The sequence below is a fragment of the Thermoflavimicrobium dichotomicum genome, assembly GCF_900114055.1.
GTDB classification, from domain to species: Bacteria; Bacillota; Bacilli; order Thermoactinomycetales; family Thermoactinomycetaceae; genus Thermoflavimicrobium; species Thermoflavimicrobium dichotomicum.
Genome location: NZ_FORR01000017.1, coordinates 38660 through 51873 on the forward strand (window position 1 = coordinate 38660; position 13214 = coordinate 51873).

General features: G+C 41.7%; 13 protein-coding genes. 9 read left to right on the forward strand and 4 right to left on the reverse strand.

Annotated elements, in window-relative coordinates; translation table 11 throughout:
- Positions 1-36 precede the first annotated feature (36 nt).
- The 3 genes from BMZ78_RS14345 to BMZ78_RS14355 form a co-directional block, all read right to left on the reverse strand.
- Entirely contained in the window at positions 37-276 is a 240-nt protein-coding gene (locus tag BMZ78_RS14345) for a hypothetical protein (RefSeq protein ID WP_093231123.1), read from the reverse strand.
- A 152-nt stretch (positions 277-428) separates the two neighbouring features.
- Positions 429-1055 (reverse strand): transcriptional repressor LexA, encoded by a 627-nt coding sequence (gene lexA, locus BMZ78_RS14350; RefSeq protein ID WP_093231124.1) that lies wholly within the window; start codon positions 1053-1055, stop codon positions 429-431.
- Between the two features lie 170 nt (positions 1056-1225).
- Entirely contained in the window at positions 1226-2302 is a 1077-nt protein-coding gene (locus BMZ78_RS14355) for a tyrosine-type recombinase/integrase (protein WP_093231125.1), read from the reverse strand.
- Positions 2303-2782: 480 nt separating this feature from the next.
- Here BMZ78_RS14355 and BMZ78_RS14360 point away from each other — a divergent pair, with 480 nt between their 5' ends.
- The 6 genes from BMZ78_RS14360 (at position 2783) to BMZ78_RS14385 (ending at position 10669) form a co-directional block, all read left to right on the forward strand.
- The gene (locus BMZ78_RS14360) at positions 2783-3916 is read left to right on the forward strand and encodes an ROK family transcriptional regulator (RefSeq protein WP_093231126.1); all 1134 of its coding nucleotides are present in this window, start codon (positions 2783-2785) and stop codon (positions 3914-3916) included.
- Between the two features lie 22 nt (positions 3917-3938).
- Complete coding sequence (locus BMZ78_RS14365; RefSeq protein WP_093231127.1) at positions 3939-4979, forward strand: extracellular solute-binding protein; 1041 nt, start codon at positions 3939-3941, stop codon at positions 4977-4979.
- Between the two features lie 42 nt (positions 4980-5021).
- On the forward strand, positions 5022-6104 hold the full coding sequence (locus BMZ78_RS14370; protein WP_093231156.1) for an ABC transporter ATP-binding protein: 1083 nt from the start codon (positions 5022-5024) through the stop codon (positions 6102-6104).
- Between the two features lie 14 nt (positions 6105-6118).
- On the forward strand, positions 6119-7852 hold the full coding sequence (locus BMZ78_RS14375) for an ABC transporter permease (protein WP_093231128.1): 1734 nt from the start codon (positions 6119-6121) through the stop codon (positions 7850-7852).
- 319 nt (positions 7853-8171) lie between these two features.
- Entirely contained in the window at positions 8172-9683 is a 1512-nt protein-coding gene (gene argH, locus BMZ78_RS14380; protein WP_093231129.1) for an argininosuccinate lyase, read from the forward strand.
- A complete protein-coding gene (locus tag BMZ78_RS14385; protein WP_093231130.1) occupies positions 9680-10669 on the forward strand; it encodes an N-acetylglucosamine kinase in 990 nt (329 codons plus the stop codon). Before argH ends, BMZ78_RS14385 begins: the two co-directional genes overlap by 4 nt.
- An 85-nt stretch (positions 10670-10754) precedes the next feature.
- Here BMZ78_RS14385 and BMZ78_RS14390 read toward each other — a convergent pair whose 3' ends face one another.
- Positions 10755-11141 (reverse strand): hypothetical protein, encoded by a 387-nt coding sequence (locus BMZ78_RS14390; RefSeq protein WP_093231131.1) that lies wholly within the window; start codon positions 11139-11141, stop codon positions 10755-10757.
- Between the two features lie 307 nt (positions 11142-11448).
- Between BMZ78_RS14390 and BMZ78_RS14395 the strand changes: the two genes are divergently transcribed.
- The 3 genes from BMZ78_RS14395 (at position 11449) to hisJ (ending at position 13146) form a co-directional block, all read left to right on the forward strand.
- Positions 11449-11952, forward strand: coding sequence for a GNAT family N-acetyltransferase (locus BMZ78_RS14395; protein WP_175482499.1), 504 nt, complete (start codon positions 11449-11451; stop codon positions 11950-11952).
- 61 nt (positions 11953-12013) lie between these two features.
- Positions 12014-12313, forward strand: coding sequence for a hypothetical protein (locus tag BMZ78_RS14400; protein WP_093231133.1), 300 nt, complete (start codon positions 12014-12016; stop codon positions 12311-12313).
- Positions 12310-13146 (forward strand): histidinol-phosphatase HisJ, encoded by an 837-nt coding sequence (hisJ, locus tag BMZ78_RS14405; protein ID WP_175482500.1) that lies wholly within the window; start codon positions 12310-12312, stop codon positions 13144-13146. The genes BMZ78_RS14400 and hisJ overlap by 4 nt, the downstream gene beginning before the upstream one ends.
- Positions 13147-13214: the final 68 nt, after the last annotated feature.

The window sequence follows — 13214 nt, forward strand, 5'->3', positions numbered from 1 at the left end:
ACACTTTTACAGTTGTTCGGCGTGATTTTTTGCTCATTAAGCTTCAGAGCTTCCGAATGCCTGGGGATACATATGTGGACTGCTAGAACTTTCCATTTCCCCATGGAGAAAATGATGAGGATGATGGTGACGGCGATGAGGGTGATGATGTTTCATGATATGTTTCAAAATTTTGTAGGTCTTTTTGGCATGACAATAAGCCATTTCTATTTCTCTGCGAGGAACATGATAAGCTGGGTCTATGAGACCATGGTGCGGACAGTGGCGATGTTCCATTTTTTTCCCTCCTTGTTTTTGTACTTACATCGATATCATATGAACAAACATGGATCAGGGTATTAGGGCAAATGACACATTTTTGGAGAAAAAGTCATGGCTCCTAAAAAAAATCCCCCAACGATGAATGTTGGAGGAAAGTAGATGTAAGTTTATACCACTTCCCGAATTAAGCTGATGACTTTGCCGAGAATCGTTACCTGTGGTAGTAAAATGGGCTCGAGTTGATCGTTTTCCGGTTGTAGACGGATGTGATCTGCTTCTTTATAAAAACGTTTGACGGTTGCTTCACCTTCTGGAGTCATGGCTACGACAATGTCCCCATTGTCGGCTGTTTGCTGTTGTCTGACAACGACATAGTCACCATCGTAAATACCTGCGTTGATCATGCTATCTCCCTGAACGGACAGCAGAAAGACTGTTTGGTCATCTCCGACCAGACGACGAGGAAGTGGATAATATTCCTCGATATTTTCTACAGCAGTGATTGGTTCCCCTGCAGTTACTTTTCCAACGAGTGGTACCATAACTGTATCGATATGGGGCTTTTCCGGTTCGCCATTCGAACGTTTCAGGATTTCGATCGCTCTGGGCTTTGTAGGATCACGACGGATATACCCCTTTTTTTCCAATCGAGCCAAATGTCCGTGTACAGTTGAGCTGGAAGCGAGGCCGACTGCTTCTCCAATTTCTCTGACGGATGGCGGATATCCTTTTTCGCGTACTTCTTTTTCTATGTAGTCTAAAATGGATTTTTGCCGCGGTGAAAGCTTGCTCATTCTTCTCATCTCCTTTCTTTATCTATCCGCATGAAGTGATACCGTTTTCCCGATAAATACTCACTTAATTTCAGTATACATGATGTAACAATAAATGACAAACGTTAGTTCGATTTATTGAAAAAATAATGAATTACACAACCAGTTTGTTGACAAAGTATTCATCCCGCTTAAATGAGCTTTTCCAGGCGATCCAATGCCTGGTCTTTTTCGGTGTTGATCACGTGGGTGTAAATTTGTGTTGTCTGAATACTGGAGTGACCTAAAATTTCCTGTACGACCCGCAAATTTTCTCCGTTGGCGAGAAGCAAAGTAGCGAGTGTATGACGCAATTTATGTGGAGAGATGGCCGCTGCTTTTGGCGGTAAATTGGCTTCACGCACATATTTTTTAACTACTTCAGAAACAGCCTTGCGACTGATGCGCCCAAGATTCTTGTTCAGGAATAGAGCGTCTTGGTGTTTTGTATCATGGGGCGTAGGGCGTTGTTTCAGATATTCTTGTAAAGCCTCTACCGTTTTGTTATTGAGTTTCAGTATTCTCTCTTTTCCACCCTTTCCAATGATCATGACACGAATGAGATCGCCATCAGTTTGAATGCTGTTTATATTGAGGTTAATTAACTCAGATACCCGCATCCCCGTATTCAACAACATGAGGATGATGGCCAAATCACGTGCTTCCAGCCAGTTTTTTCGCTTTTTCTTTTCGTGGTATGTACTGATTGCCTGAATCAGCCGCAACGCCTCTTCTCGAGTTAGAAAAACGGGAACTTTTTGTCGAGAACGAGAACGTAACGTGGCATCTTCATATTCTTCCATTGGATCACGGTCCAGGACATGGGTTTTCACCAAATAACGAAAGAGAGAGCGGAGTGAAGCGCGTTTTCTTTGTTTTCCGCTACGGGAGTTTTCACGAAAATGTTTGCGCTCAATCCATTCTTCTCTTTTTTCTCCGGTTTGAGGATCGACTTTGGTCAGTTTGACATAGACACTGCGTTCATACCCATTTTCGATATATCGGAAAAAGCGTTTGATCAGGATCGGATCCACTTGCTCAATGGTTTTGTTCCGGGACTGAAGGAAGTCAAAAAACAGAGCAAAGTCATAAGCATAATTGGCGATCGTTTGTAAAGATCGATCCGCGCTAATCATTTCCAGGAAAAATTCTTGGACTTCTTCTGGAAATTTGCTGACGATTCGGTTGATATTTTCGGGTAGACGCCGCGAAACAATGGGTGTGTCCAATTATTTCCTCTCCTTTCATTCTTATTGTATTTCTTCTCTATTTCATATTTCCAGAGTTAAAAACAGCCTCAAAGTATATCATACGATCCAAGAGAAATTCTTTCATAATAGGTAACCAAATAAATTGACATACTTTTGTTGATTGCTTTATTATATTTCTAAATCAAAATAATCCCTATTAAAAGAAGAAAGGGAAAAGGAGATGAATTAAGTTATCCTGAAAAAATGGATACCTTTCTCTCGCGCTTCGGGCTGGGTTCCTTCCTCCGTGTTGCCCGGCAACATGAGGGTCTGTTGATAAACATGCATATAACAGAAACGGTGTCAACAAACTATGAGTTTTAATTTTTATAGTTAGCGTTTCTATTGTTTAGCTGACTTTTTTTTAAAATCCATTTGTTAGTTATATTAACTAACTGAAGGAGGTGATAGGAACATGGGTTAGGCAAGCGCAGGATTCGTAACACCCAGCTGGTAAAGATGCTAAATAGACAGGAGATTTTACACGCACTTCGCAAATATGCCCCCATCTCACGGGCGGATTTGGCCAAAAAAACACAGTTAAGCCGTCCTTGTGTTTCTGCTTTGGTTGACGAGATGATTCAGGAAGGACTCATTCATGAAATAGGGATCGGTGATTCGACGGTTGGACGCAAACCGATTTTATTGGAATATAACGCTACTGCTTATCTTGTGATGGGAGCTCTTTTTGATGGAAATGTCCTGCATATGGCGTTAGCGGATTTAAAAGGCGAGCTATTGTGTCATGAAAAGAAAAAATTGGTTTCACCGATTTCCGGAGAAACACTGATCCAGGAGTTGGAGGAAGGATTGTCTCGCCTATTGGAGCAGAGCCAGATGACGAAAGAAAAGATGTTGGGGATTGGTATTGGATTACCCGGTATCACCAGGAAAAGAGATGGAACGATTAGCTACTCGCCAAGCACAGGTTGGATGGACTTGCCTGTACAGACCGATTTTGAAGCCCGGTTGGGATTGCCTGTGGTGATTGACAATGATGTCAACATGATGACCCTGGGAGAATATTACAAAGGCATTGGTATAGGGGTAGCCAATCAGATTTATATGTATGTGGGAACTGGAATCGGAGCAGGAATCATTCTTCATCATCAATTTTATCGGGGAAGCAGAGAAGCAGCTGGTGAAATTGGGTATATGATAGTAGGCGCGATTCAACCCATCTCTAAAGGAGAATACGGAATATTTGAAAGAAACTATTCCACTCCAGCCATTTATGCGAAAGCCAGAAAAATATTGCCTCATGTATGTGAGGAAACGAGTGTCATCAGGCAGCTTGTCCATCATGCCGAACAGGGAAATGTCCAGGCTCGACATTTGTTGGATGAAGTGTATCAACATTGGGCTTATGGCATGGTGAACATGATCAGTTTGCTGGATCCAGACCTGCTCATTTTAAGCGGGGAGATGGTGAATATTGGCGAAAAAGGCGTTCAGCGTATCCAACACTTTTTGGCAGAGTGGGTTCCGATGGTTCCAGATCTGAAGCTGGCTGCTTTGGGAGAGCAAGCAGGAATGATTGGAGCAGTGTTTAGCGTATTGGAAACGTTTCCAATGTTAACAGGACAAAAATGAGAGACGAGGAGGAAAAGAGGTTATGAAGAAATGGGTGAAGTGGCTGAGTTTGGGTTTGGTGGCAGCATTGATGATACCGCTTGCTGCATGTGGTGGAAGCACCAGCAAGTCCGATGAAAAGAAAAAGTTAGTCATTTATACGGGTCGGGATAAAAATGTGGTCAATACCGTGATTTCGAAATTCAAGCAGAAGTATCCCGACATTGAAGTAGAAGCATTGACCATGGGGGCACAGGAAATCCTGGAGCGTGTTCGTGGAGAGAAAGCAAATCCACAGGCTGATTTCTGGTGGGGTGCTCCGCAAACGACTTTGATGACAGCGGCTGAAGAAGGGCTGCTGGAAAGCTATAAACCTGGTTTTGCTGATAAAATTCCGGCTAACTACAAGGATGCGCAACATCGTTGGGTAGGGGAAATGTTGCTTCCTGAAGTGATCATGTACAATTCCAAGGCGTTGAAAAAAGAAGAAGCTCCACAAGATTGGGATCAGCTGCTTGATCCGAAGTTCAAGGACAAAATTGTGATTCGTGGCGTTATGCAGTCAGGAACGATGCGTATGATTTATTCTTCAATGATTTACCGGCTGGGAGCCGATCAGCCGCAAAAAGGGTATGAGTGGCTGAAAAAACTGGATGCGAATACCAAAGAATATACACCAAATCCAACGAGTTTGTATTTGAAATTGACCCGGCAAGAAGGAACAGTTTCTGTTTGGAACTTGCAAGATATCATGATTCAAAAGGAATTGAAAAAAATGCCGGTTGACTTTATTTATCCAAAGAGCGGGGCACCCATCCTGGTCGATGGTGTGGGAATTGTCAAAGGTGCCAAAAATGCCGATGCCGCTAAAAAATTCTATGAGTTCCTCTTTGAAGAACAGACAGCCAGTGAATTATCGAAAAAGTTCTATCAAATTCCAACTCGTACAGACTTGAAAAAACCTGACTGGTTAGCTGGAACAGAGCTGAAACCGCTCAATATCGACTGGGCTGTGATGGCGAAGAAAGAAAAAGAATGGATGCAGTATTGGGATGCCAATATCAAAAATAAAGGGAAAAAATAAAGAGCTGTAACAATGCCGAATCTGTATGAGGGGGCAGGCATCTTGACAAACGTAAAACTGGATCATGTCAGCAAGTATTTCGATAAAGTAATAGGCGTGGAAAACATTGATGTAGAAATCCGCTCGGGTGAATTCTTCACTTTCCTCGGCCCGAGCGGCTGTGGAAAAACGACAACATTACGCATGATTGCAGGGTTTTATTATCCCACATCGGGACGGATTTTTTTTGGGGATCAAGATGTGACGTATCTTCCGCCTAACAAGCGCAATATTGGAATGGTTTTCCAAAATTATGCCTTGTTTCCGCATCTCACCGTTTTTGAAAATGTGGCCTTTGGTTTGCAAGTTCGTAAAAAATCGAAACAGGAGATTAGGGAAAAAGTAGAACGAGCATTGAAGATGGTTCATTTGGATGGATATGGAAATCGCAGAATTGACCAGCTGTCTGGTGGACAACAGCAACGAGTGGCTTTGGCCAGGGCATTGGTCATTGAACCACAGATTTTGCTGTTGGATGAGCCACTATCCAATCTTGACGCGAAATTAAGAGAAGAAACGAGAGTGGAGATCAAGCGACTCCAACTGGAATTGGGGATTACCACCATTTATGTGACCCACGATCAGGCAGAAGCGATGGCGATGTCTGACCGGATTATGGTAATGAAAAATGGCGTTGTACAACAGGTTGGAACGCCTGAAGAAATTTATAACCGGCCTAATAATCAGTTTGTCGCTTCATTTATCGGTGAGAGTAACTTATTGGAAGGAACGGTTGAAGAGATGGATGATCGACTGGTTAAAGTACGCATCTCTCCGGAGCTTGTACTTTCTGGATGGAAGGAGAATGCAGCACCAGGAGTCCAGCTGAAAAAGGGAGAAAAAACAACGGTTTCCATTCGGCCCGAATCGATCAGGGAAGCTTCGTCCAGTGAACAGGGTGAGGAAAATGTCGTACGGGGACAAGTGACACTCTCCGAATTTACAGGGGTCAGTGTCAACTATCTAACCAGGGTTGGGGAACATCAGCTCAAGTCCATGTTTGTGAATCGAGGTTTTCGTGTTTATCAACGTGGAGAAGAGTTAACCATATCGATTCCGAAAGAGAGTGTCTATTTCTTAGGCTAAGGGGGAAGGTTTTCATGTATTCAACTTCCAATCACTCATGGACCCCTTCGGCAATGAAGAGGAAAACTTCGATAACTTCCTCACCATACTTTGTGTACGTTCTGGTTTCTCCATTGTTTCTGGTATTATTGGCTTATGTCATTTATCCCTTGTTTCAAACGTTTATTGAAAGCGCCCAAATCGACGGAACTTTTTCGTTACAGAATTATCTGGAGTTTTTTAGCTTGAAAAATACATCGAATCTGGAAGCCTTGTGGACGAGTATTTATATTTCGATATTGAGTGTGATCACATGTGGAATTGTGGGCGTGGGCATGGCATTTTTATTGGAAAGATACGAGTTTCCAGGACGAAAAATTTTATCGGTTCTGGTGATGGTGCCGATGTCCTTACCACCACTGATTGGTGTTTTATCGTTTGAGTTTCTTTATGGAAAAAGCGGTATTATACCGAGAGCATTTCAGGCATGGTTGGGCTTGAATGAAGTGCCATTCGCTCTATCGGGAATCACCGGGGTACTGGTCGTTCACACCTTTACCATGTATACCTATTTTTATATGACTGCTTCTGCTGCCATTAAAGGTTTGGATCCATCTTTGGAGGAAGCAGCGGCAAGTCTGGGAGCCAGCCGATTTTATATCTGGCGACGGGTTATTTTACCCATGTTGACACCGGCCATGGTTGCTTCTTCGCTACTGGTATTCATGATTTCCATGGCATCATACACCGCTCCACTGATTTTTGGTGTGGAAAGAACGATGACGATGCAAATTTACTTGTCAAGAACGAATGGCGATCTGGATATGGCTGCTACACAGTCAACGATTCTCTCCATCGTATCAATCCTGTTTTTGCTAATCATGCGTTGGTACCAAAACATTCGTAATTACCAAAACATGAGCAAAGGAATCAGTGTACATCGGACTGAAGTAAAAAGTAAAGTAGGAAAATATGTTGCGATGATCCTTTCCTTGATCGGCGTGATGATCCTGCTGTTACCCATTCTTGTATTGGTTCTCTTGTCTTTCTCTGTTGACGGTTCCTGGACTGTAGAAGTACTGCCAACAGAATATACGTTAAACCATTATATTGAACTGTTTACGGATAGCAGGACATGGCGCCCCATTGCCAACAGCTTTGAAATGAGCATGATCGCAACCATTGGCAATATTCTCTTTGGCGTAGCGGCGGCTTATGCAGCTGTTCGCTTGAAATTCAAGGGAAAAACACTCCTGGATGTACTCATCATGATCCCTTGGGCACTGCCAGGAACCGTTGTAGGGATTAACTTGATCGCAGCTTTCAGTGAACCATCCGTATTTAGCCTGAATCAGGTACTCGTTGGAACTTTCTGGATTATCCCGCTTGCTTACTTTGTGCGACACTTGCCACTCGTATTTCGCTCGACATCGGCTGTTTTGCTGCAGATGGACCGTTCCGCTGAGGAAGCAGCCAGAAGTCTGGGGGCTTCATGGTGGTACAGTTTCCGACGTGTTGTGTTTCCAATGGCGTTTAGCGGAATCCTGGTAGGCGCATTGCTGGCTTTTGTCCAGGGAATTGGAGAGTTTGTCGCTTCGATTTTGATTTATACATCAGAAACGGTACCGATTTCGGTGGAGATTTTCCAGCGGATGTACGCTTTTGAGTTTGGAACCGCTTGTGCCTATGGTGTTTTGCAGATTCTGCTGATTTTGATCGTGCTCTTTATTTCACAGAAAGTATCAGGAAATAACAATATAACGGTTTGAAGTTGTTGACAAACTCGGTTTTCCTTTTCCAGTTGAACGACTTATTGCTCGTATTGAAGCAACGGGAGTGAAACGGAAAAGGAAAACCGGCATATAATGAAAACTTTGTCAACAAGCTGATAACTGTTTAGTGTTTGTATAACCATTTTTCTGGAAATTGCCTGTCATGTATCAGGCAATGTAAGTGGAAAAATGGTTTCCTTGTTGGCAAGGAAATCGCACGAAAAAACTGGGTCAGTCAAGGTGCGATTTCCTTCCATATATTGTATTAACAAATTTGAGATGAATGGGAATAAGGGAAAAGAGGAAGTGGAATAGGATGAAAGATCGAGAAGTGATTTTGGCAGAAGAAGGAGCTTGTTTCCCAGGAAAGACTTATACAGAAGTTGTGCTCGCACCTGCTTATGATGAAGCAAAGGAACATTTGCTGGAACCGATGATGGCCATCAATAAAGCGCATTTGATTATGTTGTATGAACAAAATCTGATTTCCAAAGAAGAAGCGATAACGATTGCTCGTGCGATTCAAAAGTTGAATATGGAACATTTACAGAACTCGAGCTATACGGGAGAATATGAAGATCTTTTTTTTCATGTTGAAAATCTGTTACTTGAACAGGCAGGGGATATTGCCGGGAATCTCCATTTAGCCAGAAGTCGAAATGACATGTGTGTAACCATGTTTCGGATGGTGATGCGGGATAAGTTGCTAAAAGTCTTATCATCCGCTCTTGTACTGAAAAAGCAACTGCTTGCATTTGCCGAAGAGCATGTAAATACGTTGATGATTGCTCATACGCATACACAGCAAGCACAACCAACAACATTGGCGCATTATATCATGGCTGTAGTTGATTCGCTGACCCGTGATATTCGCAGGCTTCAAGCTGCCTATCAAAACTGTAATCGCAGCAGTATGGGGGCTGCGGCCATTACTACGTCTGGCTTTCCCATCAGTCGGGAAAGAGTGATGCAGTTACTCGGATTTGAAGAGCTGGTCGAAAACTCATATGATGCCATTGCCGGAGCGGATTATTTGGGAGAAGCAGCTACAGCGATCCAGCTTGCGGCGATTAACCTGGGGCGTGTCGTACAAGATTTTTTGCTCTGGTGTACGCAGGAGTTTTCCGTATTCAAGGTATCAGAGCCGTATGTACAGACCAGCTCCATCATGCCACAAAAACGGAATCCTGTTTCCTTTGAGCATATGCGCTCGCTGTTATCAAGTTGTGTCGGCAATACACAGTCGGTTTTATCGATGTTGCATAATACCCCTTTTGGCGATATTGTTGATACGGAAGACGATATGCAACCTTATGCCTGGAAAAGTGCAGAGTTACTGGAAAAAATCTATCGCCTTCTCACCTGTGTGATGGGAACCTTGGAAGTCAATGAAGAAATCCTGGCCAAACGGGCAGAATCCAGTTTTGCAACGGTTACAGAGTTAGCAGATACACTGGTCAGGACGGACTCCTTATCTTTTCGCAAAGCGCACCATATTGTAAGTAAAGTTGTAAAAAAAGCTATTGCTGAAGGACTTCAAGCAAATGAAATCAATTTGTCCATGTTAAACGAAGTAGCACAAGAAGTCATTGGGCGCTCCCTTTATATGGATGAAATGACACTGGAAAGAGCACTAGATCCAGCACATTTTATTGAGATTCGCTCATTGCCGGGTGGCCCCAGCCCAAGTGAAATGAGAAGATTGATTGCAGATCGTCAGAAACAATGTACCTTGCTGGCTGAATGGCTGGAAGAAAAGGAAAAAAGATGGGAGCAAGCGCGGATCCATCTCGATCAAGTTTTGAAAGGATGGAGTGTAGAGGAATGAATGCCTTGCGCATCCCTCTTCTGGCGGTAGATGGAGGGGGAACCAAAAGTTTGGCCATTTTTATGAATATGGAAGAGCAAATATTAGGTCAAGGACAAGCAGGCAGTTGCAATTATCAAGGTGTTGGAAAACATACAGCTGCAAAGTCTTTGATTTCCTGCCTGAAAGAAGCGATCGCCGACTTTGAAAGGAAACAAAAACCGGAGTCATTCTCATCGATCGAAGTGGAATGTGCTGTATTTGGCATGGCAGGCTTGGATACAAAACAGGATCGGCAAGTGATTTTAGAGATGATTCGCGAAGTTTTACAGGAAGTGCAAATTCATCCCCGACACTTATGGGTCGAAAATGATGGATTCGCCACTTTATTGGGAGAAACCGAGGGGAAACCTGGAATCCTGATTATCGCTGGAACAGGTTCGATTGTATATGGAGTGAATGAAGAAGGAATTTATGCACGAACGAGTGGCTGGGGTCATCGGATTGGTGATGAGGGAAGTGGATACTGGATTGGCAAGCAAGCAGTTACAGCCATTTTGCGGGCTGAAGATGGCAGAGGCAAAAAGACACGTCTGGGTGATTGGATTTTCCCCCATATTGGAGCTACATCAGGAGAAGAACTGGTGAATTGGGTTTATGGTCCTCAGTATTCGATTGAAAAAATGGCTGAGCTTGCCCCTTTTGTTTATCAGGCCTATCAGGCCGGAGATGAAGTCGCCCAAGAGATTTTGCAAAAAGCAAGCGAAGAATTGTTTATCGCAGCACGAGCGGTGATTCATCAGTTGCAGTTAGTAGAAAAACCTTTTCAGATCATATTGCAAGGTGGAATTCTCAAGCATATTGATTTTGTACGACAGTCATTGATTCAACAATTGCAAGATTATGTGCCTCTGGCCGAGATTGATTTGGGAAAACGGGATCCGATCTCCGGGATTATTACCAAAGGATTGTCCTATTTAAAAGAGAAAAAGAAAAACGGATGTTAAAAAAATCTGCAACCTAATCCTCATTGGAGTGGGATTAGGTTTTTTTTATGAAACAGGTGAGGATTGTTTGTATTTATCATCGGAGTTATTTTTTCCAACTGCTGATCGACCCTTTTGCTTGACAGCCGGTAATCGTAATGTACTTACAAACCAGTAAAAGGGCATATTTTCCAGGTGGAACATGAATGCGTTTTTGTTTAACGGAATCGATTCCATAATCAGCGACGGGTTTTTTCTTGTTTTGGGTGATGATTCCCCAGTTAATTTGGTATTCTCCCCCTTTATTTTCAACCGTGACTTCTAGGTAGCCATCTTTGGGAACAGTGATAAATTTGGATATGATGTGTTGTTGCTTGACAGAAGTAAATTGGATCAAATCTTTGTCATGCAAAGTTGCTGCGGACACACTCACGGAAAAAATGAGAAGAAGTGATAAAAAGAAGCTAAGGCCAAGAGAAAAAAACTTTTTCATTTCAAATTTCCCCTTTCAATGAAGGCTATAGATACTATATGGTTTATTTGTATTCAAGATGGATATAATTATGATTTCTTATTAAAATTTGATAATTACATATCTGTTTTCTTTATCAATTGATTGATGATCATATATATTAATCCTAAAGTAGAAGAATTAACAAAAGAAATATTATCTATAAAAGTAAATGAATTCCCAATTGAGTGGAGAAGTGATAAGTACTCCAGCCTGCATCAAATTACGACTTTAACTGAAGAAAGATGGGGAACAGTAAGAAGCAAAATAACGAATGGAGCTAATCGATATGAAAATTAGAATTCTCTCTTTGGAGGATGCGGAAAAATATTGGCAACTCCGTTTGCGAGCCTTAAAAGATCATCCAGATGCGTTTTCAGCGTCGTTTGAGGATTCAGTAAAAATGCCATTAGAAGAAGTGAAAAAGCGTTTAGTAAAAACTGAAAATCGTTTTATTTTAGGAGCTTTTGATGACAGTGAACGCTTGATCGGGATGCTGGGATTTTTTCGTGAAACCTCTATCAAATTGAAGCATAAAGGGAAAGTATGGGGTATGTATGTTATTCCGGAAGAAAGAGGCAAAGGAATTGGAAAAGCTCTTTTAAATGATATTATTCATAAAGCGAGATTGATCAAGGATTTGGAACAAATTCAATTATCAGTGAATACTGCAAATGTGGCTGCAAGAAAGTTATACATTTCATTCGGGTTTCAACCTTTTGGACTTGAGAGAAAATCGCTAAAAATCAATAATCAGTATTTTGATGAGGAACATATGGCATTTTTTCTATAGAAAGTGGATGAGCTGACAATGGATTTTCCCTCATATTGGAGCAACATCAGGAGAAGAACTGGTGAATTGGGTCTATGGTTCTCAGTATTCGATTGAAAAAATGGCTGAGCTTGCCCCTTGTAACTATGAACAAGGTGACAATGGCGCTAGAAATCCTAGCTCGAGTACAAGAAGAGGTTCAAAGAAAAGCATTACTCGTACTACAAAAATAAATTCCACAATATCATTCACCCTTGGGCGGATCACTTTCCGTCTGAGGGTGTTTTTTATCAATCCACTACGCGAATTAGGAGTGATTTTAGTTAAAGAAAAATTGGGAATTAATTTTGATGAATGGAAAAAATGGGAGGCAAGAAGATGAAAATAGACGGTCATACTCATACTCACTACTGTCCTCATGGTTCCGGAGAAGAAACAGCAAAATATATCGAAAAGGCAATCGAACTGGATTTTGATGTATATGTTTTAACTGAACATCCACCTTTACCTGCTTCTTTTCGTAACCAACTTCCATATTCAGAAGAATTGATTTCATCATTGGCAATGAAGGAAGCAGATCTTGACTCATATATAAAAGAAATGCACAAACTTAAACAAAAATATAAGGATCGTATTCAGATACGTGTAGGATTAGAACTGGATTATTTGCCTGAACACTTGGACTGGACAAGATATTTGTTAAAAGAGTATGATGGCTATCTAGATGAGACAATATTGTCTGTTCATTTTCTCAAAGGAGTAAATGGCTGGAGATGCGTAGACCTGACTCCAGAGGACTATAAAGAAGGACTTATTGAATACTATGGAGACTTCCATTCAGTACAAAAAGTGTATTATCAAACTCTACAAGAAGCTATTTGTACCTTCCATCCTACAAGAGTAGGTCATCTTACATTATGTCAAAAGTTTCAACACTATTTTGCAAATGGGTTGTATATTCCAGAAGAAACCAGGAAACAGATCTTGAGTATTTTATCTATCATCAAACAACAGGGGTGTTCCTTGGATTTTAATACAGCAGGTTTATATAAAAAGTATTGTTTAGAACCGTATCCATCTTCATGGATTGTACAAAAAGCTTGTGAGTGGGAAATTCCGCTTATTTTCGGCTCCGATGCTCATGCAGTAGATCAAGTCGGGAGATCATATGATATATATTTAAAACAATGTATAAAAGCTGCTCCAAAGCGTTAACCAGAAGGGAACATCCTGAAATACATATTTAAAAACTAAAAGGGATTCAATTATGTTTATTAGAGTTA